Source organism: Fructilactobacillus sp. X3R5C2, assembly GCF_059901175.1.
Window position 1 is genome coordinate 35,196 of sequence record NZ_JBWXVC010000005.1, and the last position, 25,577, is coordinate 60,772.

Below are 25,577 nucleotides of genomic sequence, written 5' to 3' on the forward strand. Positions count from 1 at the left end.
TTTTTGTCCTTTCTTTCGATTAATTAGTTAATTGTAATTCTAAGTCTCAACTAATCGTTTTACAAGCGAAGGGACTAAAAATTAGGATTCGTCATCCGCATCAGTTCGGGACCTCGGTTTACCAGTAGCATGCCCTTCCCGTTTTCAAACGACAGTCCCTCAAACTCGCGGTGACCGTCGGTAATAATCGTCCGGATGTCGCTGGTCTTGAGGTGACCTAACTTGCTGACCGGAATTCGCATGACCCCACCATTAGAAACGAGGTAAAGGTTATTATTCTGACCGTTATACGCCAGTGACTGGGGTACAATCCCAGGAGCGTGTCGGATTAACTGCGGAATTAGTTTGAACTTAGCTCCCCGTTCGTTAATCTGACCGCGATAAATCTTGACGGCTCCCCTTGGAGCGATGCCGTGATGAGTAATGCTGTAAAAATACGCCCGACCGGTTTTATCAAAGGCGAGGACCATTCCCATTGGAACCTTACCAGGAATGGTCGACTGAACCTGTGCTCTGACTTTTTGTTCTGGCTTTAAAGTCTCCATGTTCAGACGTTGGACAACCGGCTTAAACCCATTCTGTTTGATAAACCACATCTGTTTATTCTTAGGGTTATAGGCCATCGACTGCCCGTGCCCCGTGTGAAAGACGGGCCCAACCTTGATGGCGGCCAATTCGGTCTTACTATGACGAAACTTCCCCATATAGCCTGGCAGGTCAAATCCCAATTCGTTTAGTTTTTTCAAATCATAACGCACCACGAACCCGGTGTTGGAGCCACCGTAGAAGGTGTACATAACGTACGCATACTGTCCATGTAGCACCACACTCTGTGGATTACGCATCAACCGGTGATTGCGGTCGTTCAAACGCGCGTATCTACTGGTATAAGTAGGTAAAAAGTACTGGGTAACAAAGTCAGAATGACCGTCACCCCGAATCGTATGTAAAGTGTTCGGATAGTTCTCATTTGGTTTATAGGCCGATTCGTATGGATAATAGCCCCGTGAGTAATCCTTGTTGTCAACTACCTGATAGGCGTGTGCTTGTTTTGATGATTGGGTCTCATTTTGATTTGATTTCATAAATTCTAAAAGGTAAAAAATGACGACTACTCCAACAAAAAGCAGACACATCACAAATAAAAGCTTCTTCATCAATCCCTTCATATAATCCCCCAAAAATTAATTTAAATAAAAAGCTCATCATATTTATGATGAGCTTTTTATTGATTTAATATCCTAATTCATTAATATTATACCGCTTTTGCTTGGTGGTACTCCATGGGAAGGTCTTGACAACCCCAACGACCTTCTTCTTTGGAACAAAGCCCCAGTAACGACTGTCATTTGAGACACTGCGGTGGTCACCTAAAACGAAGTACTCTCCCTTTGGCACCTTGACAGCGCCCTTATTCTTAGGCCAGTTCTTGGATAAACTAGTTAGATCCCAGTCACCAGGCATCCGGTTGTAGTAGGTTCCCTGTTGCTGCTGACTCTTACTGATGTAATCCTGGTTAACCTTCTTGTTGTTAACGTAGATACTGCCACCCTTAAAGGCAACAGTATCACCAGGAAGTCCAACCACCCGCTTAACGTAGTCGGTGTTTGGGGCAGCAGTGGGATCCTCTCCCGCCGCATTAAACACGACGACACTTCGATGCTTAATCTTCGCCTGTCTGAAGACCATGATCCGTTCCCCATTTTCAAGGTTCGGCTGCATCGACGGTCCATCAACCTTGGCCAGCGTAAATAGATATTGTCTGATTATTAAGGCTAGGATCAGTCCAATCACAATCGGAATCACCCAACTCATGACGCTCTTAAAAAATTTCATTTCAGATTCTCCTCAATCATTATGTATAATTTTATTCTATCACTAATGATTTGTCAGGGATGAAATCCATCCCGAAAATTTCCTTTATATATTTAGTAAGTATACCTTATAATAGCAATTAGTGCGTCATTGATCGCAAATTTTTTACTAGGGATGAAAAAATGGAAACAAAGAAAAGTCATGTCATTTGGTTAGCGGTCCTCCTTGGGATCGTGAGCGCAACTGGTCCACTCTCAATGGACCTATACATGCCGGCTCTTCCACAGATGATGGCAACGTTTCACACCAACGCCTCCATGATGCAACTAAGCATCACTGCTTGTCTGATTGGCCTGGCGGTTGGACAAGTCATCATCGGCCCCTTAAGTGACCATTATGGTAGAAAACCACTACTAATCATCGGTTTTGTCCTATTTAGTGTCTCATCTGCAATGATCGCGTTCATTCCCAATATCTATGCCTTAATCACTTTAAGACTCATTCAAGGAATCGCTGGAGCAACCGGTCAAGTCATTTCTAGAGCCGTCGCTCGTGACATGTTTTCAGGAAAAATCCTGACCCGTTTTTATTCACTATTGACTGCTGTTAACGGCATCTTCCCAATCATTGCTCCCATCTTTGGTGGTTTAATCATTAAAATTACCGACTGGCAGGGAATCTTTCTCATTTTAGGGGTGATCGGAATCGTCATCGTTTTCATGTGCCTCTTTGGCATTCCCGAAACCTTGACGCCCGAAAACCGCAGCACCGGTTCCCTTTTTCAATCCGAAGTACAGATGTTTTACCTACTAAAGGATCCCAAGTTTCTCCGCCTGGTGCTCGCAACCGGACTGGCCTACGGGTCGCTATTTAGCTACATTTCTTCCTCTTCCTTTGTCTTTCAGAGTCAGTTTCACATGTCAGTCACCGAATTTAGCTTCTTATACGCCATAAACGGAGTTGCAATTGGGATTGGTAGTGCGTTGCCGGGTCGTTTGGTAATGAAAACCGACTCCATCACCCTATTAAAATGGTTCATTAAGGCCACCATCATCACTAGTTTCATCCTGATTCTCAGTGCCATCTGGTTTAAAAACCTGTTAGTGGTTATTATCCTAGTCTTCATCATTCTCATCTTTATCGGTGCCATGCTGACGTTATCCACGACCGTCGCCATGAACGCTGCCAGTAAGAACGCCGGCAGTGCCTCAGCTCTTGTGGGTCTAACGCAAAACGCCATGGGTGGAATTGTTTCACCACTCGTTGGTATCATGGGTGAAAATACGTATTTGCCAATGGGACTCATCATTTTAATTGCCATGATTCTGATTAATTTATTGTTGGTCAGACCCAAAACTGTGAGAAAATAAAGCAAAATCATTAATTTTTTCTGCAGGTTTTCTTCATGTTTTCTGCAGGTTTTCAGCACCCTTAAGTACACAAAGACTATCAAATCAACGTTTTTACATCATCTTTTCTGCAGGTTTTCTGCAGATTTATTCTATCAATAAGGAGAACACCCCCCATGCTCACCACCAAAAACAAACGCTTCGACTCCTTCTCACTTGTAGTCGGACTCTACTTTTTATTTGTTGCGTTCCTCCTATTTATCCGACCAATTGGCTCTTTAATCACCATTATGGCGCTTGGAACCCTACTAGCCGGAATCTATCGCTACGTTCTGTACTACGAGTTGTCCAACTATTTCAATGTGATTAATAAGACCTTGATTGTAACGGGAACGATTGAAATCGTAATCAGTACCATCTTGTTTTTTCATCAATTCTTGAACTTTCACGTGGTCCTGATCTTAATATTTGCCTGGATAATCGTGGACTCCCTCACCGAACTTTTAACGGTCAGATTCATTCCTAAAGTTCGGAAGTGGTACCACGTAGTCGTGATTGGCCTCGGGATTTTGGGCATTATCGTTTCAGTTGCCCTCACCATTCTGTCGTTTGTCTCCACCTCAAAAATGGTCATCTTATTGGCCTTGTTCTTCGTCGCCGATGGCATCGTCATTGCCGTTCGAGCATTTTAAGGAGTGAATTAATGATCGAAATTATTTTCAGCTCAATCGTGGCTTATTTTTCAACCAATCTGGATTACTTACTCGTCTTAGTCCTCTTGTTAGGAGCATACAGGAATCCCAAGTTAGTCCTAACCGGTGACTTAATTGGAACGGTAGGATTAACTATCCTACCAATGGCGATTGCACGGATTCTCGGGGCTGTTCCCCAGATGTGGATTCTCGGCCTTCTTGGGATCTTCCCCATTTTATTTGGAATTAAGGAGTTATTTCCACCCAAACCCCACTCTAGTAGTGACATCAGTACCAGTAAGGGATCGAAATTCAAAATCGTGATGAAAGTCGTGGCAATCACCATCACCGCGTGTGGTGCTGATAACGTTGCCGTCTTCATCCCCATCTTCATCCGAAAGACTAATCTAGAATTACTGGTGGCCCTAATCACCATGCTCATCATGGCGGTCATCTTTTTCTTCTGTGCCATCCTCATTGAGGACAATAAACGGATTAAAAATCTGTTAGGAAAATACGGCCGTTACCTGTCATCAATCGTGTACATCCTTTTGGGAGTCTCCGTTTTAGTTCAAAACGGAACGATTGCCCATTTCTTTCATTAATTAACAAAAATGCATCCTAGTGGGATGCATTTTTCTTTTGTTTTATAACTCGTTTCATGAACTGATCCTTCTGGTCAAACACGGTCTCATTCATAAAACCACTCGGACCGTGGGGAACACCGTCAACAATGTGAACCTCAACGTTCTGTTTGCCAATGAACTTGATGAGTTCGGCCGCCATGTTAATCGTCTGAACGTAAGGAACAACGCGGTCACCAGTTCCCGCATACAGAAGTGCCGGAACCATTGCTTCATTTAGGTACGTCATCGGATTGGCCTCGGCAACTAAATCAGGAACGTCAATCGGTCGGTGAAATCCCAGCATGGCACCCTCAAAAGAGTCGGCGTCACCGGTTTCATAAAAATTGGGTTTTTGACCGAGCGCCTCAAACTCCGGCTTTAAAAGATCCATTTCGTACAATCCGTACGAAGAAATCACGCCATCAACCTGACTTGAATAGTCAAAATGACTACCAAAATCACTTTCAAGGTGGCCACTGGCTTCAGAAGCTGCCAGTAACATCGCTAATTGAGCCCCTGATGATTCACCCATCATGAAAACTGCGTTACTATCAAAGTGATAACTATCAGCGTGAGCTTTCACGAAGCGCACCACGGCTTTTAATTCGTAGATTGCGGTGGGAAATGGTTTCATGTAACTAAGCGAATAATTGGGACTGACAACCGCATAACCGCGCTTTAACAGTTCCAAAGCACCGTTTAATTTAAAGGAACTCTTCTGTCCAAAGTACATCCCACCGCCATGCACATCAATGATGACCGGATAACGGTCCCGCTTTTCGTTTGGGAGGTAAACGTCAAGTTTGTGTCGTTTGCCTTCCGCATAGGCCACATCGATGAACTTGCGGTCCACGAAGTCAGAATCGGCTGGTGAAAATTTATGTTCACGTTCAATGAATTTAACCATTTTAAGACTCCTTTGAAGTAGTTAATTTTATGATAATTCAAAAGCAGAAGGGCGGCAATTATTCCTACTTAATCGTGATGGTTTCACCCTGACCCAGGTTAAATTAATTTATTTTACGAAAGTCAGTTTTTTCTATTGCTTTTTTAAAAAAAGAGGCTAAAATCAGTCCACGGTTGTTTAGAAGCACATTCTAAGCGATATTTGGAAAAAGGGGTGAGAAACATTGGATAACAAAATTCTAACTGACGATGATTACGCCAAAATGTCATTGTCAGATCTCACTAGCACGCTAGACACATCGAGCACCAAAGGTCTAACTACCAGCGAGGCCAAACAAAAGTTACAAAAAAACGGATCCAACGTCATCAAGAAAGGTAAGCAGGAATCGGTTTTAATCGCCTTCCTTAAAAACTTCACTTCACTAATGGCCATGCTGCTGTGGGTCAGTGGTGTGATTGCCATTCTGGCGGGAACCGTCGACCTTGGAATCGCAATTTGGACGGTCAACATTATTAATGGCCTCTTCTCATTTTGGGAGGAACATGCGGCCAAAAAGGCCACTGACGCCCTGAGTAATCTACTGCCAACCTACGTCAACGTCATCAGAAACGGGAAATCAGTTCAAATCAACGCTGATGGGATTGTCGCCGGCGACCTACTACAACTACAAGCCGGTAACGCCATCCCAGTGGATGGAGTCGTAGTCCATTCTTCATCACTACAGGTGGACGAATCCGCTCTAACCGGTGAATCACTTCCGGTTGATAAGAACAATAAGTACCAACACGGTGACGGCAAGTTTGCCATCAGTAACGTGGTCTACGCCGGAACCGTCGTTACCAACGGAACGGCGACCGTCTTAGCCGTTAAGACCGGGATGAACACCGAATTTGGTAAGATTGCCAGCCTGACGCAAAACCAGAAGAAGACGGACTCACCACTTACTAAGGAACTGAACCGTCTCACTCGTCAAATCTCGATTATCGCCTTTGCGATTGGGATTACGTTCTTTATCCTGGCAATTTACTTTGTTCATTACCCGCTTGCCAAGTCGTTTATCTTCGCACTGGGAATGATCGTGGCTTTCATCCCGGAGGGACTCCTTCCGACCGTCACGTTGTCTCTAGCCCACGGAACTCAGGTCATGGCCAAACGCCACGCCCTATTAAAAGACTTAGACAGCGTTGAGACCTTGGGTGAAACCAACGTCATCTGTTCTGATAAGACCGGAACGCTGACCCAAAATCAGATGACGGTTAACCACGTCTGGCTTCCAGACAAGGAGTACACCGTTACCGGAACGGGGTACTTCAATAACGGCAAAATCCAGTTTAACGGCAAAGATGTCAATCTCGCTGACGAACCGGATTTGGACCTTTTGTTAAAGATTGCCCTATTAAATAATGACACGGCCATTAAGTACGACCCAGACAACAAGAAAGCTCCGTCAATTTTAGGAACTCCAACCGAAGCCGGATTGAACATCTTGACCGACAAAGCTGGTTTAAACCGCGATGACGCGGCCAAACAAACTCCGAGGCTGAAAGAACTCCCATTTGATGCTAATCGGCGGCGCATGACCACGATTCAAAAAGCGTCGTCAGATGGAGATAACGTCATTTACACCAAGGGTGCCCTTGATAACATTCTTTCGATTTGTGACAAAATCCTCGTAAACGGTCAGGTGCGCCCCATCACCGCAACTGATAAGGAAAAGATTAACCAGGCCAATGCCGATTACGCTAGACAAGGCCTGCGTTCACTCGCTTTTGCCTACCGCGATAACGATACTGATGATCCGAAACAAGCCACGATTGACAACACCGAAAAGAACCTTGTGTTTGTTGGTCTAGCCGTCATGTCCGATCCCCCACGAGAGGAAATCTTCGACGCGGTTAAGAAGTGTCACAGTGCCGACATTCGAATCATCATGGTCACCGGAGACAGTTCTTTAACTGCCAAGAGCGTTGCTGTCCAAATCGGCATTACCTCTAACAAGGCGCGGGTCATCACCGGAGAAGAATTAACCAAGATGTCAGACGATCAACTTCAAGAAGCCGTCAAGGGTGAAGTCATCTTTGCCAGAGTGGCTCCGGAAGACAAATATCGCATCGTCTCCATGTGTCAAAAAAACGGTGACGTGGTTGCCGCTACTGGTGACGGTGTCAACGACGCTCCAGCTCTAAAGAAAGCTAACATCGGCATCGCCATGGGGGTTAACGGAACCGACGTCGCCAAGGATGCCGCCGACATGATTTTAACCGACGACAACTTTGCCTCCATCGTTTCTGCCATTGAAGAAGGTCGAACCGTCTACAGCAACATCCAGAAGTTCCTCCTTTACATCTTGAACAGTAATATGGCCGAAGCCTTTCCATCAATTCTGTTTCTAATCTCTAACGGTGCCATTCCACTCCCACTGACGGTTATGGAGATTTTAACCGTTGACCTGGGGACTGATCTCCTGCCAGCTCTGGGACTTGGAACCGAAAAGAGTGAACCGGGAATCATGAAACGGCCACCACGTTCAAGAAGCTCGCACCTGTTAAACAAAGGACTTATTATCAAAGCGTTTGGTTGGTACGGACTATTTGCGTCTATCTTGTCAACTGGCGGTTACTTCTTTGCCAACTACCAACACGGTTGGCCCAAGATTCCGCTAGCTGGCAGTGGCACATTTTACGCCGAAGCCACTACCATGACACTAGCTACCATCGGCTTCTGTCAAATCGCTGCCGTCCTTAACTGTCGAACTGATTCGACTTCCCTATTTAAAATTGGGATCTTTAGTAACCACCGCATCATGTGGGGCATCGCCTTTCAGATTGTCCTAATCACCCTTCTAATCTACGTTCCGTTCCTTCAAAGTGTCTTTGGAACCGCCGCAATTGGTGTCAGTGACTGGATCTATCTGATTGCCATCCCAATTCCACTGGTTCTAATCGATGAGGTCAGAAAGTACTTCGTAAGACGACACATCCATAACAAGTTCAACCAACACATGTCTCACCTACAAAAATTAGAAAAAGCCCTATAAAATTAAAAGAGGATGCTGAACAAATTGTTCAACATCCCCTTTTTGGTATGGGTTTTAAAAATTGAGGTTTTAATAATTTAATGGCAATCAATCGTTACTTCAGAATCTGACAAAATTCAATGCGTTCATGGTTAGGACCATAGACGTTAAAGAATTTAATTCCTTTCGTCCAGTATGCCCCAATGTATTGAATTTGATCATCATCGACGTTCAGTCCCATTTCTTTAGCGGCCTTAAAGGCACTTTCAATGTCAGTGGTATTTAAGGCAAAGTGGTTAATCGCGCCATCAACTGGGTTGGTTGGCTCGCCTTCCCAAATTTCAAGGGTGAGGTTGTCGTATTTCATAAAGGCACAGTGAATGTTACCATTTGGGAAATCGCCAATCTTTTTAAATCCAAGTTTTTCATAGTACTGAATGGTTTTGTTAAGGTCTTTGGTAGGAATTCCTACGTGTTGAAGACCATTAAAGTAATCACTAATATTCATTTTCTTACTCCCCTTTTTATTATGCGATAATTGGTGTTCATCATTATCAACGTCGGTTGCCACCGTTGAATCTTCTATGCCATTAGACGTATCTAACGCTTGGTGCTTGAGGCTTGGAAAGACGACCTTATCGGCAATTCCGGTAATGCCACCCTGGAAAAGAAAGGCAAAAATCGTTCCAATCCCATAGTATTCAATTCGATGTGTGATCAAAATCGCAATTATTCCGATAACAGTCGGTGGGATGTATGAAGCCCACATTGCTTCAGCGGCGTTCCCCTTAAAATACTTGAAACGTAGGATCTGCATTAGATCGTCATTTGGGTGTAAGACCAGGTTGACCCGTTGATAAATCGAAATTCCAATCGCAATAAATGCAACTCCGATAAAGTTGACCAGCACGTAAACGGTGATTAAGCCCAACGAACGGGCCTCCGGTAACTTGATAATCTCGGTCAAAAGGTCATAGAATACCTGAACTAACCAGGAAAACGGAATCATGAAAATCATGTTTCCAATGGCTCTGCCCCAGTCCCATTTTCCAAGCAAGAGTGCATTCAAAATGATGATGGCGACTCCGATCAGGACGAAAGTCCAAAAAAGATTCCAATGAATCGCAATACTAAAGTTGGTTTCGGCCGCCGTCCAGTAGGCGGATCCCAAAAACTGGGGAACCACCTTGGCACTGGTGACCAACGTCAGAACGTTTCCAAGTGAATTGATGATGATTGAAATAATAAAATAAATAATCGAAGCACTCATCGAAATCGTTCGTGGTGTTTTCTTTGCAGTCATAACAATCACCACATTTTTCTATTTAAGTTCTGGGTTAACTGCGACAATCGACTTCCCCATCTTAGGGGTCGTGTGATTTAGAACTCCTTCAACTTCGTCAAGCTTTAAAATATTATCCTGGAACGGAGTGGTCTTAACGGCACCGGATGCCAGTAAAGCAATCGCATCTTCAAAGGCATGGGGATTAATAATCGATCCCTTAATCGTTAACTGTTTCTTAAAGACGTTGTAAGTATTCATTGAGAAGGTCTGATCAGGTTTACCGACTCCAAACATCAGCACTTGAGCACCCTTGTTGGTGTGCTCAGCAGCCTCTTCTTGAGTCTCAGGACGACCAACGGCTTCAACCACAAAGTCATAATTTTCTTTAATTGGGGTCTTCGTCGTGTTAATCACGTTGTCTAACTTTAATTCAGTCTTCAAACGGTCAAGCACTGAGTCGTCTAGAATCCCGGCTAAATCAATTCGTTGAATCCCGTAGTCACGCAGAATTTGAGCGAACAGACGAGCCATGAAACCATCACCAATGATTAAAGCGTGTTGGTAAGGGGTAATGTTCTCGGTAATCTTCATTGCGTGAACCACACAAGAGATTGGTTCAAGTGAACATGCAGCTTGAAGTGAGACTGAATCTGGTAACTTGTAAACCACTTTTTCAGGTGCTGTAAAGTATTGAGCAAGTCCACCATTACGAGTTACTCCAATGGCTGACAAGTTGTCACAGAGTTCATAACGACCAGTTCGACAATAGAAACACTTGTCACAATAAATATTGGGGTCAACGGCCACCCGATCACCCTTTTTAAATTCTTGGACGTTTTTACCAACGGCGGCAACAATCCCAGAATTTTCGTGACCTAACACGATTGGTGGGGTGGCGTCAGTGGAGCCTGGTAGTCCGTTGAACAGCCCATTATCAGTCCCACAGATTCCGGCATAGGCTGTTTCAACTAAAACTTCATCGTCTTTTGGAGTTGGAGTGTCAATCTGCTCCATCTTCATCTTCTGTTTGGCAGTCATTACTAAAGCATTCATTTTATCGTTCATAATAAATAGCCTCTTTTTATCATGTTAAATTTAGTATTAATTAATAGTAAGTAAAATAAGCGCTTGTTTTTATTTACACATTCAATATATACTCGGAATTTTAATAATGCAACCGCTTACACTATTGGCATGGCAATAAATAACAACTTCACAAGCGCTTCTGGATCAGCAAATATACTAAGATCAATATTTTAAATCATTTTGATTCTCATTTTATTCTGAAATAAATTAACATAAATAATAATTTCACAATAATTGTTTTGATAAAACGAAATAAAAATGAAAATCACACGAATTGTTCGGAAATAAAATCACCCCCAAACCGCTAGTGGCCTGAGGATGACTATCAAATTAAGCTATTTAGATTAATTGCATGATCAAAGTACTGTAGTTCAGACTTATTATGAACGACAGAAATAATGGTACTACTTTCTATATAATTTCAAATTTCACACTTAAATAAAACATAAATCATAAAAAATACAACTAATCATAAATTAGTTGTATTTCACTGATATTCAGTTCTTATTAAAATTAATGTTTAAAGTGCTCTGATTTGTGGAAACGATGCCAGATGAATCCACCAACTGCACCAACTAAAATTAACACAATAATTGCAATAATCCATGGTGTTTTACTACTTTTACTACTTTTATTCCTTTTATCATGCTTAGTTGGTTTTTTATTCGTATCTTTATTTTCATGACCAGCCTTTTTGACTTTGTTTTTGCTACTAGCATTCTTACCATTATCATCCGTTTTACTAGTAACCGGAGATGAACTAGCATTCTTTTTATTGACTTTCGATTTTCTTGAATCATTTGTATTACTAGACTTATTTGGATTATTTGAGTTATTAATTGCTGCTTTCGATCCATTTTTCATAGGACTGTTATTGCTGGACGAATTCTTAGAATTAGCGGGACTTTGAGCCTCTTTACCAGTTTTTGAACTACTGGAATTAGATGAGTTTGAACTAGCTGCAAGAGTCTTACTATAATATAAATTAATTACATTATCACCAGAAGTAAAAATACCATTAATTGGGTCACTACTACCAAAAAACTTATAATTACTAATTTGTGAAGGAGTAATGTGATAAGAAGAGCCTGCATTTCCAGTTATAGAAGTAGACGACGAGATTGGTTGATAGCTTTCACTATCAAGATAATTAATTTGTAGCGTAACTGATTGATTATTCACATCATCAGCATGAACACTTTTATTAATTACTTGAGAACCGCAAAAAAAGATTCCAAGTGAGATAAAAATTAATAATAATAATTTTAAATATTTATGTAATATCATTTCTTAATCTCCTATCTTTCTAATTATTCATCTTAATTATAAACTTATTTCTCTACAATTATCTATAATAATTTAAATTATGACCTTATTAGTAGTACGTAATTGAAATGATATTTTTAATATCCTAAAATCACGCTTTACATGGAGTTGACTCCATAAGATATTATCTAATTAACAAAAATAAAGGAGATATTATTTTATGGATAACAAAAGATTTGAAAATGGCAAAAAATTGTTAGATAAGATCGATGCGTCTTCAGCCGATCAAGTTATGGAGTCATTGAATGAGGTTGCTCCAGATGTTGGATCAATGATTATTGAATTTGCTTTTAACGATGTTTATGGAAGAGGAACCTTAAACTTAAAGCAACGAGAAATGATAACAATCACTTCCCTATTAACACAAGGAGACACTAAAGAGCAATTAAAAGTTCATATTAATGGAAGTCTAAATGTTGGTCTTACAAAGAATGAAATAATCGAAACGTTTATCCAGTGCATACCATATGTTGGATTTCCTAAAGTGTTGAATGCAATTGAAGTAGCTAAAACTGTATTTAAATCACGTTAATTTATTTAGCCTTTTACTGTTAAAGATAAATTATTATATAGTATAATTAATGCTAATATAAATACAATTTTAGATCTATATCAACAGAATAGGATAATTAATTATGAATATTGGTAAATTTTCTAAAAAAGTAAACCTTTAAATGGATACAATACGGTACTATGAAAAATTGGGATTATTGAATCCGAAAAGATCTAAAAGCAATCGAAGAACGTACCAAGAAAAAGACATAAAATGGATTGAATTCATAAAAAGATTGAAACAAACTGGAATGCCATTAAAAACAATTGTTAAATATTCAATGTTACGAAAAAAGGGTAACAGGTCAATTGATGAAAGAATTTATTTATTAAATGAACATAAAAAACATCTTATTGAAAACAAAAATATCGTAAATAATTACATCAATTTTATAAACAAAAAATTAGAAATATATAAGCAAATGAAAAAAGAAAAGGAAAATTAATCATTCTTATTAAAAAGAGACTCACAATGGCAATCATTGTGAGCCTCTTTTTAGCTAAATTAATAATTAGTATTTATATATCTTTTTATTTCTTGCTTATATTTATCGCCCTCACAAGCTCCTTTGCCACCGCTTTCGGTGATTGCGGATTTTGTCCCGTAATTAAGCGTCCGTCTTTTACGACATGGCTTTTAAATGGTCGTACTTTTTCAAAATGAGCGCCGTGTTTGTTGGCAACCTTCTCATTTAAGAACGGCACTCTTTTATAGTTGCCACTTAAAACTTCCTCAGCAGTCGTAAAACCAGTAATTTTTTTATTAGAAATGAGATATTTCCCATTCGGCAGCTTAATGTTAAGGATTCCAGCAATGCCATGACACACCGAACAGATGTATCCACCGTTATTGTAGATTTCCAAACTGATTTTCTGTAACTGCGGGTCATCGGGAAAATCCCACATTACTCCGTGACCACCGGTATAGTAAATCGCCAAATAGTCTTCTGGGTTAATGTCAGTTGGCTTCATAGTGTTAGACAATCCACGATTCTGATAGTCCCGATCTTGATACATTTTTAGAGTATCAGCATCAACATACGACGACTTCATACTTCTTGGATCAATCGGAATGTATGCCCCATTCGGACTAAGATAGTCCACTTCGTATCCAGCCCTTTGAACTTCCGCCACAAACTCAGCTGATTCACCCAACCACAGACCAGTCAGTCGATTACTCTTGGGAAAATTAGTCGTGTTAGTCTCGACCACTAAAATTTTTTTCATCGCATCATCCTCCTATTTATCTTGACTCAGATATGGCACTAAAATTGCCTTCACTCTCTTGGCCAGCTTACCCTTATCAACCTGCTCGTCTGATAAAACCAGCTCTTCGATGATGCCATCAATTCCGTAGCAAATGAAGTCTAGTTCCGTTTGACTGACGTCTTTAGTGACAAACACCAGTTGTTCCCTAGTAAAATCGTTGAATTCTTTTCTGAACTGATACGAATCTTGACTTTTTAATAGATTACGAAAGAAGTTACGGTCCTGAGTGAAGAAATTAATCCAAAGTTCAATCTTTTCTTGGACTTTCGTGTCGTCGACATTCTGACAGGTCAACCTCAACTCTTTGAAATATGAATTCATAAAGTCCAAAACCAGCGCCGACTTGTCAGAATAGTGGTCGTAAAAGGCTTTTCTCGTAATGTCGGCTTGATCGCAAATCATTTTCACCGAAATTTGATCTAAACTAGGCTTCTCCTGCAATAGTTCACGAAAGCTGTCTTGAATGGCTTTTTGGGTCTTTCGAACTCTTCTGTCAATCTTTTTTTCCATTAATAATCACCTTTTTTAAGTTCATAGTTGCAAATGCAACAGTTGTATTATAATATACTCGTGTAACTTAATCAACGAAACTTATATCATTTAGGAGGTAACTAATGAAAACAATCTTAATCACAGGAGCTAGCTCCGGAATGGGATATCAAACCGCTAAACGACTGGCAAACTCCGGTTATCAAGTTTTTGGAGCTGCCAGAAACACGGACGCAGTGGAACCTTTAAAGGCTTTAGGGGTTACTCCAATTAACATGGACGTTACCAACCAAAATTCGATGCAAAAAGGTGTTCATCAAGTTATTCAAACTGCCGGCAAGATTGACGTCTTGATCAACGGGGCTGGTTATGGTTCTTTTGGCGCTATCGAAAACGTAAGCACTGAAGAAGCCAAACGCCAATTTGACGTCAACGTCTTCGGGTTAGTTGCCCTAACCAAACTCGTTTTACCCTACATGGAAAAACAACACGCGGGCAAAATCATCAATATTTCTTCAATGGCGGGCCGGTTCAGTAGTCCACTCGCCGGCTGGTACTTCGCATCCAAACATGCGCTTGAAACTTTAAGTGATTCACTTCGAATGGAAGTAAGAAGATTTGGCATCCAGGTGGTCCTAATTGAACCTGGGGTCGTTAAAAGTAACTGGTCCAAAATCGCTATGAACAAGCTGGTTAATTCCTCTAAGGGAACCAAGTACGAAGCAGCCGCGAAAGAAATGGCCGAGAAAACTAATAAAATTTATGCTTCAAAATTAGCGTCACAACCCACTCTGATTGCCAAAACAATTCAAAAAGTCGTTTTAGCCAGAAATCCCAGACCACGATATCTCATTGGGTTCGGTGCGAAACCAACCGCGTTCTTCAACGCCGTTTTACCAACGAGACTGATGGATCGCCTAATCCCCAAATTTATGTAGGAGGTGCCTAATATGACTAACATTCCCAAACAAATGACTGCGCTGCAACTGCTGAAATACCGAACGCCCTTTGTAAAAGACACCATTCCCGTTCCTCAAATCAATGACAACGAGGTCTTAGTGTCAATTGCGGCCTCGTCACTCAACCCAATCGACTATACGATTCAATCTGGTAAAGTAAAAATCATCATGCCTTACAAATTACCGATCACCGTTGGTAATGAATTTTCCGGAACGGTGGTCAAAGTCGGCAAAAAGGTAACTAAATTCCAACTGGGTGACCAGGTGTACGGGCGTCCTGATGATTATCAAAGTGGCACTCTAACTGAATTCATCGCGATTGACGAGAACGACATCGCTAAAACGCCTAGTAACTTGAGTCTAGTTGACGCCAGTGCCGTTCCCCTAACCGGATTAACGAGCTACCAGGCCTTAATTGAAATTGGCAAACTGAAAAAGGGCCAAAAAGTCTTCATTCAAGCCGGATCTGGTGGCGTTGGTACCATGGCAATTCAGATTGCCAAAGCGCGAGGTGCCTTCGTTGCGACAACCACGAGTCAAAAGAACGTGGCGTTAATGCGCTCTTTAGGTGCCGATCAAGTGATTGATTATCATACGACGGATTTTTCCGAGGTGTTAAGTGATTACGACATTGCATTTGACAGTCGTGGCGGCCAAACCCTCAAAGATACCTTTAAAATCTTAAAACCTGGTGGCAAGCTAATCACCATCAACGGACTTCCAACCTTCAAATTTGGAATGGAACACCATCTTGGTTGGTTTAAATCGATTTTATTTGGGATTGCTAGTGATCCCTTGCGACTTTTAGCCAAAAAACATCACGTTGAATACACCTTCTTCATCATGCATCCCAGTGGACCTCAACTGGACATTTTAACCCAGATGATTGAAGACCAGCAGTTAAGGCCGATTATTGACAAGGTCTTCCCGTTTAGTGACGTGCTAGCGGGATATAAACTACTGGAATCACACCACGCTACTGGCAAGATAGTGATTGAGATGAAGTGAAATTATTTAATAAAAACCATAAAAATAAAACGAAGTGCCAGATAAAGTTAAATTTCTATATCTGGCACTTCGCTTTATTTATTTAAATACATTAACAATTTCAGGAACAAACCATCCTATAAATCCTCCAAAAACGTACAACAGCCACCAATAATGAGAAATAAAATACCAAAAATTCAAAACCAATTAAGAGGTTCTAAATATATTAAAAAGTTTAATTAACAATAAAAAAAGAAAAACTATGTACTCTTATGTTCTTCAGTGTTACATGTGATACAATGTAATTGAGGAGATGATGTTGATGGAAAAAGTTAAAATCAGAAAACGTGGAAACTCAATTGGTATTAACTTCAATAGTGAGACTCAAAAAGAATATGGATTAGCTTTGGGACAAGAATACTTTCTAACTAAAGATCAACAGGGAGCACTTATGTTGGTCCCAAAAATAAAACAAATTTATGGCGACAAAAAATATGCCAACGGAAAACTTTACCAGTCTCCCATTAATAATAAAAGTCAACTAGAGGGACGTGAAATGATTTGAATAATCAATCGTATTGTCCAAATCAAGGAGACGTTGTTTGGATTGATTTTGATCCCAGTAGAGGAAACGAAATTAAAAAAAGACGTCCTGGCCTAGTAATCAGTACCAAAGCCTTTAATGACGCAACTCGTTTTGCTGTTGTTTGTCCAATTACGAGTACAATTAGAAACTATGCTGGTAATTTTAATTTAAATGGATACAAAACACATGGTCAGGTTATAACTAGTCAACTAGCAAGTTATGATTGGTCTAGCAACAGTGATAGAAATATTAAATTCATTGAAAAATTAACTCAATACGACTTACTAATCATAGAACAATTAGTAGGTCAGATCTTTAATTTCCCTAGCCAGGGATAAAACAAATAGTAATAAAAAACTGATACGCCACAAAAAGCCTCTAACTATCGAATTAGTTAGAGGCTTTGGCATTCATATTGTTAGTACTAACAGTATTATCATATCATTCCACGTTTCAAAACGCTAAAATCAATTTCACTCTTAGTCATGCCGCTTAATTGGTTTAGCCGGATCACCTACGTAAGTTGAATTGGCGGGAACATCCTTATTGACAACCGAGCCAGCACCGATAATGGCATTCTCACCAATGGTAACGCCTGGAAGGACAATGACACCAGTTCCCAGCCAAGCATTCTTGTGAATATGAATGGCACTAGCGGTAATCAAATTTCGGTGGTCTGGTCGCGTATCGTGGTTAAGCGTGATCAGTGAAACTCGTGGTCCAATCAAAACGTTTTCATCGAGATAAATCCCACCAGCGTCGTCAAACAGACAATCAGTGTTGATTAAGACCCCTGGTTTTAGGAAAATGTTGCGACCAAAATCAGTCTGAAGTGGTGGAAAGACAATCACGTTTTCCGGTACTTCTCTGCCAGTAATTTTCGTCAAGATTTCCTGTTGCTTAACTGGATCTGGTTCACTGTTAAACTGTTTCAATAGTTCAGCATTTTTAAAATGAATATCAAAAATTGGTTTAAATGACGGGTCACGAAAGTCAAACGTTCCACCGTTTAAGGCGGCTTTTAAAAGATCATCTTCTTGTGACATAGATATCTACCTCGATTTTTGTTTTTTAGAGTTATAAAGGCTCCTGTGACAATTGTATCATCATTATAATGAGAAACAGAAAATCACATAAATGCCTACCTATAATATCTAATAGTACTTTTTCTAATTTCGATACCATGCAGTTTTAGGCCAATTGTGATGTCGTTTCTTTTGACTCTTCCCTGATGAGCAGTCTTTGACTCCGTGTCCATGCTCATTAAGTCCTTGCTAAAAATATTAATTGGATTTGAATTAATATTACTAAAAACAACCAAAAGCACCGAGAAAATTGAAATTACAACAAACAAAATTAACTTATCCGTTTTCATAGGTGTTATGTTACATAAATAACATTTCGTGATAAAATATTATCACGAAAAATAATAAATTAAGGGGACTACAAAATGAAAGCTAAAACAATTCTTATATCAACATCACTCACCATCATTTTATCGATTGGTTTTTTTGCTTTTGACCTTTTATTTGCTGACCATGCAGCAGTAAGCATTCAAATGAGAGCAATAACTTTATCAAATACTAAAATTAAAAAGTTTAGCAAGAATTTAGCCACTTATAACTACATAAAACGCCATAAATATGAGACATTAAAAAATTTATCAGATGATCAAGGGTCAGTTAATCTTCATTATTATGTAGGATCAATTGGCAACAAAAGCATTGGCATTTATGGTTATCTAAACTATTCTGGGTTCAAAATTTTATTCCCACAATTTCAAGTGAAGTATATAGAGATAGAATAATCAAACTGAATAGACAATATTAACAATGTTAGTTTTAAAATGAAAAAAATAAAATCAAAAACGTGGTAATTCAATTGGCATTAGCTTCGATAGTAAGACAAAAAAGAGCCCACCAGCTTTAGCTGATAAGCTCAATCATCAGTTCACCACAAACTGGTGACTTGTGTATCTCTTACTGTTTTAATTATATCTAATATTATTATTTAGTCAATGATATCCTAATTAAGGCGAGTATTTACACCACAATACTAACTATACTCGTCGGTGATTTGATGTATCTCTTACTATCAGTCATTATTCCAGTAATAATTAATTTATTAACTCATTTGATTGAAAAATTAATTGACTTTTTACTTAACTATTTTTCTGGAACTAAAGACTAGAGAAAAGCTCCTTTCACTTTAGGAAGGAGCTTTTTTACTTAATAGGCAAGCTACATAAAATTATTTTCTTTCATGTTATCCTAGCGATTAATCGCATCACAATCAATTCGTTCCTTATGCTCGCTCAGGTCTAGTCCTTCAGCCTCTTCCTCTGGTGTTACTCGCATCTTTATCACGTGCTTTAGCACTAACACAATCAAGAAAACCATGACGGTCACAAACACGATACTGAAACCAGTTGCCAGCAGCTGAATCCAAAACTGATGGAGTGAACCACCAGCGAAAATCCCGCTAAACTTCACCTGCGGATTGATTGCCTTACTAGCGAACAGTCCGGTCAAAAGACTACCAACGATTCCAGATACCCCATGACAACCGAACGCATCCAACGTATCGTCGACGTGCAAACGGGGCTTTAAGTATTTAATGAAGGTGTAACTACATAACGTGGCAATGATGCCAATTGCAATCGCACTGCCAATCCCGACAAACCCACAGGCCGGAGTGATGGCAACCAGGCCACACAAAGTTCCGGTACATGCGCCCATCAGGGATGGTGCGCCTAAGATAAAGACGTCTAAAATAATCCACGTTAACATCGAGGTTGCCGTGGCAATCGTGGTCGTTAGCATGGCCTGAAAAGCGATGTGATTAATGGCGAGTGCTGATCCACAGTTAAAACCGTACCAACCGAGCCACAAGATGACCGTTCCCAAAAAGACCCAGGTCAGATTATAAGCCTTGTCGTTTTTGCCGCGTTTGTGTCGTCCTAGCATGATGGCCAATACTAGGGCGGTAATTCCCGCGTTAATGTGAATGACCGTTCCACCAGCAAAGTCCAAAACTCCCATCTGTTGTAAGAAACCACCACCCCACACGATGTGGACGAGTGGATAGTAAATCAAGATACACCAGGCAATCGTGAACATAATCAAGAACTTAAACTTCATCCGGCCAACAATTCCACCAATCCAAAGGGCTGGCGTGATGATGGCAAACATCATCTGAAACAGCATGTATGAACCGTTGGAGATGAGACCGGCAGTTGCTGGTGCGGTAAAGTTGAAATTATGTAACATGAAATCATGCAGCCCACCGATAACGTTGAAGTAGTTCCCCGAAAACGAGAGCGAGTAGCCAATGATGACCCACAAAAGAACGGGGATGCTGCACATGATGAAGACCGACATCAGGGTGTTCACCACGTTTTTCCTTGAAACCATCCCGGCGTAGAAAAACGCCAGTCCCGGTGTCATGAAGAACACCAAAATCGTACAGATAAATACAAAAACCTCGTTTGCTGCAATGTAAGTCACGCCCGTTCATCAATTTAGTATACCAATAGTCTAGGCTTTAATTCTCATTTGAACAGGTTTAATGTCTCAAAACGTTACATGAAAGACGGAAAAGTTTCATCAAGTCGCCTTTCTTGACGTTTACGCCATATGAGGGTTTACCCTTTACCTGTATTAAGAAGGGAGTTGTTATGATGTCTGTTAAAGATAAAGTAGTTGTCATCACCGGTGGCTCTTCTGGAATGGGAGAAGCAACCGCTAAGTTGGCCCTCAAAAGAGGTGCCAAAGTGGTCGTTGGATCACGAAATGAAGAAAAATTAGAACGAATGGCCGATGAAGTTGACCATCCCGAAAACTTTGCCTACCAACAAACTGACGTTACGAAAAAAGACGAGGTGCAATCCTTAGTCGATTTAGCCATCAAAAAGTTTGGCAAGCTCGACGTAATTTATAACAACGCTGGCATCATGCCGCAGGGAATGGTTGACGATCCAGCTAAATTGAGCGAATGGCAGGATATTTTAAATACCAATATTATGGGAGTATTGAACGGCATTGTGTCCGCGGTTCCTCAAATGAAGAAGCAAGGTCATGGTTTAATCATGGCCACCGACTCGGTCGCTGGTCACGTGGTTTACCCTGGGTCAGCCGTCTACAATGGTTCCAAGTACGCCGTCAAAGCCATCATGGAAGGGTTGCGTCAGGAACAACACCAAAACGGCATCAAGACCGGGATTGTGTCACCCGGCGCTGTTGATACCAACCTGATGTCAACCGTTCACGACGATAAAATCCAAAGGAGTATTGAACAAAATAACAACACCAAGTATGGCTGGTTAGAACCTGACGACATCGCAGAAATTGCCGTCTTCATGATGAGTCAACCAGAAAATGTTGACATTAACGAAGTCCTGGTTCGCCCAACCGACCAAAACATCTAATAAAACTTTGATTTGACTCCTACTCAATGAGTAGGAGTTTTTTGTCACAGAATCTTAATCAATTTTGAAACCCATTTACTTGAATCAGGACTAAATTTAGCGTTAAATGATCTCGTATTGGAAGTCATAAGTTGGAAGAGGGGTTTTATTATGACAATCGAAAATAAAGTTGTAGTTATCACCGGTGGTAGTTCTGGGATGGGAGCTGCCACCGCCAAGTTAGCTTTGTCTCGGGGAGCCAAAGTGGTCGTCGGTGCTAGAAACGAGGAACAACTTGAAGAGCTTTCCACCGAAGTTGATAATCCAAAAAACTTTTCTTACAAAATTACGGATGTTACTAAGAAAGAAGACGTTCAGGAACTGACCGGCATGGCAATCGACAAGTACGGCCAGCTAGACGTCATGTATAACAACGCTGGCATTATGCCACAGGGACCTGTCGATGACCCGGATCGTTTAGCCGATTGGAAAAAAGCCATTGACACCAACATCATGGGCGTTTTAAACGGGATTGTGGCGGCGGTCCCACAAATGAAACAACAGGGTCAAGGTTTAATCATGGCCACCGATTCCGTCGCTGGTCACGTAGTTTACCCTAATTCCGCCGTTTATAACGGTTCCAAGTACGCCGTCAAAGCCGTCATGGAAGGTCTCCGTCAGGAACAACACCAAAATGGAATTCGGACTGGGATTGTCTCACCCGGCTTTGTCGACACGAACCTGATGAACACCATCAACGATGACAAGATTAAAAAACAGATTGAAGCTGACAAGCATGGCTGGTTGAGTCCCGAAAACATCGCGGAAATCGCGGTCTTCATGATGAGTCAACCAGAAAACGTTGATATTAACGAAGTCTTGGTTCGTCCAACCGACCAGGATGTGTAAGTGAATATACCAAATAAGCCCTTACTCAAATCGAGTAAGGGCTCATTTTTTTGGAAAACTAGTCATTCTAATTTCATTAAACTATTGTTCAGTCAAACATAATTAATCCTTATCAACAATCAACAACGATTTAATGGCTTCCCGCTTATCCATGGCGGCATAAGCATCCTTGACGTGATCTAAATCAAATTCCTTGGTAAAGACTTTTCCGGGATTAATCTTGCCATCAAGAACCGCCTGCAGTAATACATCACGGTCGTAAGTGGTAACGGGTGCAATGCCGCCACGGAGACCCGTGTTGTTATAGAACAAGTTGTTGGTGTTCATTTCGGCCTTTTGGGGAATGCCCACTCGACCAACGACAGCACCTGGTCTAGCGACCTTAGTTGCGGTATCAACCGACTGTTCGGTTCCAACACATTCCAAAATGGCATCAGCGCCAGCACCATTGGTCAGTTCCATCACGTGCTTAACCGCTTCATCTCCACGTTCAGGAACAATATCCGTTGCGCCAAATTCCTTGGCTAACTTTTGGCGATCCTCATGACGACTCATGGCAATGATACGCTTTGCACCACGCAACTTGGCCGCAATTACACCACAGAGGCCAACGGCCCCGTCACCCATGACGACAACGGTGTCACCGTCCTTCACTTCGGCGCTGGCAGCGGCGTGATAACCCGTTGCCATGACGTCAGAAAGGGTAACCAGTGACTTCAACATTTCGTCCGAATAGTCCGATGGTTGACCCGGAATCTTGACGAGTCCCCAGTTCGCGTTGATGTATCTGAAGTACTGGGCTTGATAACCAATGTTGGCACCCTTTTCCTGATTCATACAGTTACCGTCAAAACCCGCCAAACAAGCGGCACAGTGACCACAACCATGGGTAAATGGGGCAATCACAAAATCTCCGGGTTGAACGTCCTTGACGTCTGATCCAACTGAATCCACAATTCCAATGGCTTCGTGGCCCACAAAGGTATCGCGTTTTCGTTCGTCAATGCCACGATACCACCAGAGGTCGGATCCACAAACGCTGGCCCGTACCACCTTGATAATGGCATCGGTTGGTTTTTCAATCTTGGGTTTGGGCGTGTCAACGAGTTCAACATCGCCCGGTTTGATAAATTCCGTTGCTTTCATTTCAATTCCTCACATTCATTTAACTAAGCTTTTCGATTAATTCCTAAACTTTCTCTTACATCCAGCTGGTCATCTTGAAGCAGGCGCGTCGCTAGGTCAGCAATACTGGCAACGGCTACCCGATTACCGCTAACATCTTGACCTTTATACGTAATTTCGTATTCACTACTGCCGTTATCAAACCATCCCGGTCGAATTAACGTGTAATCTAAATCAGAACTTTCAATCACATCGGCCGCCTCACGATACGGTGCCAGTCGCGGATTATTTTTCAGGTTTCCACTTGCCGAAATTTCTTCAGGGACTTCATTATAAATGCCCATTGACGTAATGAAGACTAGGCGTTTGACGTTTTCATCATCCATGGCGGACACAACGTTCCTGGCCATTTCCGGTAAGTTGCCACTAAGCGCCACAAACACTTCATCCTGACCATGCACTACTTTTTCAAGGTCAGATAAATCATTTACGTCGCCACTTACGGCTCGTTCACGATCATCATCACTAAACCTTTGACCTGCACTTCTTGAAAAGAGTGTCAAAAAATCATCGGTCTTTTCCAACAGGTTCTTTCTGACCTCTTGACCGACGTTTCCGGTCGCTCCAATAATTAAAATTTTCTTCATAAATTATGCCTTTCGCATTCTCATTATTTAACGAAATTTTGAATGGTCTTTGGATCACGGTGATCAAAGAATTGGCTTTCACCCTTGTCCAACTTGGCGATCTCCTTCATATCATCGTCACTTAATTCAAAGTCGAAGATATCGATGTTTTCTTCCATCCGATTCTTATGAGTTGATTTAGCCAGGGTCACGATTCCACGTTGAAATTCCCAACGTAAGATGACCTGACCGACACTCTTTTTGTACTTGTCACCGATTGCTTTCAGGGTTTCATTGTTAAAAATGGCGTGTTTGCCCTCCGCAAATGGGGCCCAAGCTTCTGGACGAACATCAAATGATTCCAGATAGTCGACGGCGGTCTTTTGTTGTTCCCACGGATTAATCTCAATCTGGTTGATGGCGGGCTTAACGTCGTTAAATAATGCCAAATTGGTAATCTGATCATCGTAGAAATTGGAAACCCCAATGGACTTAATTTTGCCCGCTTTTTGAAGTTCTTCAAGGGCTCGCCATGAACCAAAGGTATCGCCGTAGGGTTGATGAATCAGGTATAAATCAAGGTAATCCAGTCCCAATTTCTTGAGGCTGGTTTCAAACATGTTCATGGTTTTGTCGTAACCACTGTCAGTGAACCAGACTTTAGAGGTGACAAATAAATCCTCGCGTTTTACGCCAGACTTCTTTAGCCCCCGACCCACGGCTTCCTCGTTTTGGTAGTATTGGGCCGTATCGATTAAACGATAACCCGAGGCGATGGCGTCGATAACCGATTGTTCGGCCTCTTCGGGGTTGGTGATTTGAAAGGTCCCAAAACCAGTTGCGGGCATTTGGTTGCCGTCATTTAATGTAAAGTATTCCATAATAACTCTCCTTATTTGTTATTTATTGACTACCCATAATTTACACCTTTACTTGGACTTGAATGCAAGTAAAGCGTTTTGTCGAAAAGAAAAAACAACCAAAGATTGGCTGTCTTAAACCGATTCATCTTCAAATTTTGCCATCCAGTACACGTCATGGTAACTTCCGTTGACGTAAAACTGGTCTTTTAAGGTTCCCTCAATCTTAAACCCAAACTTTTCGTAAATATGAACGGCGGGCTTGTTTTGCACGTCAACGTACAAGAAAATCTTGTGGAGGTTTAACGTCTCAAATCCATAGTTCACACAAGCGTCAAACGCCGCCTGGGCAATGCCGTTGCCAACGAATTCGTCACCAAGCGCAATCTCAATCTCAGCGTTTCGATCGCGTGGATTAATATCAATCAACGCCACGATTCCAGCGAACTTGCCTTTGACGTCAATCGCAAAATTGCGAATAGCGGGGTCGTTGTTTTCACGCTCGTATCTTTCGTTAAGGGACGACACAGAAAGATACGGTTCGGTGAACCAGTAGTCCATGGCGCGTTTATCATTAAAAAGTTCGTGGAGCTTGGGTAAATCAGTTTTCTCTAAAGCACGTAATTTCATTAATTATTCCTCGGTTGTCTTTTAATTAGTGCCTAAATCTTATCAATCTTTCGCCACTTTGACAATTTATGAAGAAGA

General features: G+C 41.3%; 27 protein-coding genes and 1 pseudogene. 13 read left to right on the forward strand and 15 right to left on the reverse strand.

The features are described from left to right. Positions 1-74: 74 nt before the first annotated feature. Together AC6UD4_RS06045 and lepB are read right to left on the reverse strand one after the other, a co-directional pair. Positions 75-1,157, reverse strand: a complete 1,083-nt coding sequence (locus AC6UD4_RS06045) for a hypothetical protein (RefSeq protein WP_500694252.1) — start codon at positions 1,155-1,157, stop codon at positions 75-77. A gap of 76 nt (positions 1,158-1,233) precedes the next feature. Further along, the gene (gene lepB, locus AC6UD4_RS06050; protein WP_500694251.1) at positions 1,234-1,836 is read right to left on the reverse strand and encodes a signal peptidase I; all 603 of its coding nucleotides are present in this window, start codon (positions 1,834-1,836) and stop codon (positions 1,234-1,236) included. A gap of 161 nt (positions 1,837-1,997) precedes the next feature. On the opposite strand from lepB, the gene AC6UD4_RS06055 reads away from it, so the two are divergent. The 3 genes from AC6UD4_RS06055 to AC6UD4_RS06065 all read left to right on the forward strand — a co-directional run bounded on the left by AC6UD4_RS06055 (position 1,998) and on the right by AC6UD4_RS06065 (position 4,461). Beyond that, positions 1,998-3,185 carry a multidrug effflux MFS transporter gene (locus tag AC6UD4_RS06055; protein WP_500694250.1) on the forward strand — a complete coding sequence of 396 codons (1,188 nt, stop codon included), beginning with the start codon at positions 1,998-2,000 and terminating at the stop codon, positions 3,183-3,185. Positions 3,186-3,340: 155 nt separating this feature from the next. Next, entirely contained in the window at positions 3,341-3,856 is a 516-nt protein-coding gene (locus AC6UD4_RS06060; protein WP_500694249.1) for a hypothetical protein, read from the forward strand. An 11-nt stretch (positions 3,857-3,867) separates the two neighbouring features. After that, a complete protein-coding gene (locus AC6UD4_RS06065; protein WP_500694248.1) occupies positions 3,868-4,461 on the forward strand; it encodes a cadmium resistance transporter in 594 nt (197 codons plus the stop codon). 16 nt (positions 4,462-4,477) lie between these two features. Here the strand turns inward: AC6UD4_RS06065 and AC6UD4_RS06070 are convergent, their stop codons facing one another. Next, entirely contained in the window at positions 4,478-5,389 is a 912-nt protein-coding gene (locus tag AC6UD4_RS06070; protein ID WP_500694247.1) for an alpha/beta hydrolase fold domain-containing protein, read from the reverse strand. A gap of 262 nt (positions 5,390-5,651) precedes the next feature. On the opposite strand from AC6UD4_RS06070, the gene AC6UD4_RS06075 reads away from it, so the two are divergent. After that, positions 5,652-8,426: a cation-translocating P-type ATPase gene (locus tag AC6UD4_RS06075; RefSeq protein WP_500694285.1), complete on the forward strand. Its 2,775-nt coding sequence runs from the start codon at positions 5,652-5,654 to the stop codon at positions 8,424-8,426. Positions 8,427-8,520: 94 nt separating this feature from the next. Here the strand turns inward: AC6UD4_RS06075 and AC6UD4_RS06080 are convergent, their stop codons facing one another. The 4 genes and pseudogenes from AC6UD4_RS06080 to AC6UD4_RS06095 all read right to left on the reverse strand — a co-directional run bounded on the left by AC6UD4_RS06080 (position 8,521) and on the right by AC6UD4_RS06095 (position 12,063). Then, positions 8,521-8,913 carry a VOC family protein gene (locus AC6UD4_RS06080; protein ID WP_500694284.1) on the reverse strand — a complete coding sequence of 131 codons (393 nt, stop codon included), beginning with the start codon at positions 8,911-8,913 and terminating at the stop codon, positions 8,521-8,523. 72 nt (positions 8,914-8,985) lie between these two features. Further along, positions 8,986-9,708 (reverse strand): annotated as a pseudogene (locus AC6UD4_RS06085) (DUF6198 family protein); the annotation flags it as partial. An 18-nt stretch (positions 9,709-9,726) separates the two neighbouring features. Further along, positions 9,727-10,743 (reverse strand): zinc-dependent alcohol dehydrogenase family protein, encoded by a 1,017-nt coding sequence (locus tag AC6UD4_RS06090; protein ID WP_500694283.1) that lies wholly within the window; start codon positions 10,741-10,743, stop codon positions 9,727-9,729. Positions 10,744-11,289: 546 nt separating this feature from the next. Then, positions 11,290-12,063, reverse strand: a complete 774-nt coding sequence (locus AC6UD4_RS06095) for a MucBP domain-containing protein (protein WP_500694246.1) — start codon at positions 12,061-12,063, stop codon at positions 11,290-11,292. A gap of 199 nt (positions 12,064-12,262) precedes the next feature. Between AC6UD4_RS06095 and AC6UD4_RS06100 the strand changes: the two genes are divergently transcribed. Continuing rightward, a complete protein-coding gene (locus AC6UD4_RS06100; protein ID WP_500694245.1) occupies positions 12,263-12,634 on the forward strand; it encodes a carboxymuconolactone decarboxylase family protein in 372 nt (123 codons plus the stop codon). Between the two features lie 142 nt (positions 12,635-12,776). Then, the gene (locus tag AC6UD4_RS06105; RefSeq protein ID WP_500694244.1) at positions 12,777-13,100 is read left to right on the forward strand and encodes a MerR family transcriptional regulator; all 324 of its coding nucleotides are present in this window, start codon (positions 12,777-12,779) and stop codon (positions 13,098-13,100) included. Positions 13,101-13,185: 85 nt separating this feature from the next. Here AC6UD4_RS06105 and AC6UD4_RS06110 read toward each other — a convergent pair whose 3' ends face one another. Together AC6UD4_RS06110 and AC6UD4_RS06115 are read right to left on the reverse strand one after the other, a co-directional pair. Further along, complete coding sequence (locus AC6UD4_RS06110; RefSeq protein ID WP_500694243.1) at positions 13,186-13,881, reverse strand: type 1 glutamine amidotransferase domain-containing protein; 696 nt, start codon at positions 13,879-13,881, stop codon at positions 13,186-13,188. A gap of 12 nt (positions 13,882-13,893) precedes the next feature. Beyond that, positions 13,894-14,433, reverse strand: a complete 540-nt coding sequence (locus AC6UD4_RS06115) for a TetR/AcrR family transcriptional regulator (RefSeq protein ID WP_500694242.1) — start codon at positions 14,431-14,433, stop codon at positions 13,894-13,896. A gap of 104 nt (positions 14,434-14,537) precedes the next feature. On the opposite strand from AC6UD4_RS06115, the gene AC6UD4_RS06120 reads away from it, so the two are divergent. The 4 genes from AC6UD4_RS06120 to AC6UD4_RS06135 all read left to right on the forward strand — a co-directional run bounded on the left by AC6UD4_RS06120 (position 14,538) and on the right by AC6UD4_RS06135 (position 17,282). Continuing rightward, positions 14,538-15,350, forward strand: a complete 813-nt coding sequence (locus AC6UD4_RS06120; protein WP_500694241.1) for an oxidoreductase — start codon at positions 14,538-14,540, stop codon at positions 15,348-15,350. 12 nt (positions 15,351-15,362) lie between these two features. Continuing rightward, on the forward strand, positions 15,363-16,379 hold the full coding sequence (locus tag AC6UD4_RS06125; protein WP_500694240.1) for an NADP-dependent oxidoreductase: 1,017 nt from the start codon (positions 15,363-15,365) through the stop codon (positions 16,377-16,379). 301 nt (positions 16,380-16,680) lie between these two features. Further along, the gene (locus AC6UD4_RS06130; protein WP_500694239.1) at positions 16,681-16,923 is read left to right on the forward strand and encodes a hypothetical protein; all 243 of its coding nucleotides are present in this window, start codon (positions 16,681-16,683) and stop codon (positions 16,921-16,923) included. Further along, complete coding sequence (locus AC6UD4_RS06135) at positions 16,920-17,282, forward strand: type II toxin-antitoxin system PemK/MazF family toxin (protein ID WP_500694238.1); 363 nt, start codon at positions 16,920-16,922, stop codon at positions 17,280-17,282. The genes AC6UD4_RS06130 and AC6UD4_RS06135 overlap by 4 nt, the downstream gene beginning before the upstream one ends. Positions 17,283-17,423: 141 nt before the next feature. Here the strand turns inward: AC6UD4_RS06135 and AC6UD4_RS06140 are convergent, their stop codons facing one another. Next, complete coding sequence (locus AC6UD4_RS06140; RefSeq protein ID WP_500694237.1) at positions 17,424-17,990, reverse strand: LbetaH domain-containing protein; 567 nt, start codon at positions 17,988-17,990, stop codon at positions 17,424-17,426. 404 nt (positions 17,991-18,394) lie between these two features. On the opposite strand from AC6UD4_RS06140, the gene AC6UD4_RS06145 reads away from it, so the two are divergent. After that, complete coding sequence (locus AC6UD4_RS06145; protein ID WP_500694236.1) at positions 18,395-18,751, forward strand: hypothetical protein; 357 nt, start codon at positions 18,395-18,397, stop codon at positions 18,749-18,751. A gap of 463 nt (positions 18,752-19,214) precedes the next feature. Here AC6UD4_RS06145 and AC6UD4_RS06150 read toward each other — a convergent pair whose 3' ends face one another. Further along, on the reverse strand, positions 19,215-20,441 hold the full coding sequence (locus AC6UD4_RS06150) for an ammonium transporter (RefSeq protein ID WP_500694282.1): 1,227 nt from the start codon (positions 20,439-20,441) through the stop codon (positions 19,215-19,217). Between the two features lie 182 nt (positions 20,442-20,623). Here AC6UD4_RS06150 and AC6UD4_RS06155 point away from each other — a divergent pair, with 182 nt between their 5' ends. Together AC6UD4_RS06155 and AC6UD4_RS06160 are read left to right on the forward strand one after the other, a co-directional pair. Beyond that, a complete protein-coding gene (locus AC6UD4_RS06155) occupies positions 20,624-21,370 on the forward strand; it encodes an SDR family oxidoreductase (protein ID WP_500694235.1) in 747 nt (248 codons plus the stop codon). Positions 21,371-21,520: 150 nt separating this feature from the next. After that, a complete protein-coding gene (locus AC6UD4_RS06160; protein WP_500694234.1) occupies positions 21,521-22,258 on the forward strand; it encodes an SDR family oxidoreductase in 738 nt (245 codons plus the stop codon). A gap of 102 nt (positions 22,259-22,360) precedes the next feature. Here the strand turns inward: AC6UD4_RS06160 and AC6UD4_RS06165 are convergent, their stop codons facing one another. From AC6UD4_RS06165 to AC6UD4_RS06180, 4 genes are all read right to left on the reverse strand, one after another. Beyond that, positions 22,361-23,404, reverse strand: coding sequence for a zinc-dependent alcohol dehydrogenase family protein (locus AC6UD4_RS06165; RefSeq protein ID WP_500694233.1), 1,044 nt, complete (start codon positions 23,402-23,404; stop codon positions 22,361-22,363). 23 nt (positions 23,405-23,427) lie between these two features. Beyond that, positions 23,428-24,030 (reverse strand): NAD(P)H-binding protein, encoded by a 603-nt coding sequence (locus tag AC6UD4_RS06170; RefSeq protein ID WP_500694232.1) that lies wholly within the window; start codon positions 24,028-24,030, stop codon positions 23,428-23,430. 23 nt (positions 24,031-24,053) lie between these two features. Beyond that, on the reverse strand, positions 24,054-24,890 hold the full coding sequence (locus tag AC6UD4_RS06175) for an aldo/keto reductase (RefSeq protein WP_500694231.1): 837 nt from the start codon (positions 24,888-24,890) through the stop codon (positions 24,054-24,056). Between the two features lie 114 nt (positions 24,891-25,004). After that, entirely contained in the window at positions 25,005-25,499 is a 495-nt protein-coding gene (locus AC6UD4_RS06180; protein ID WP_500694230.1) for a GNAT family N-acetyltransferase, read from the reverse strand. Positions 25,500-25,577: the final 78 nt, after the last annotated feature.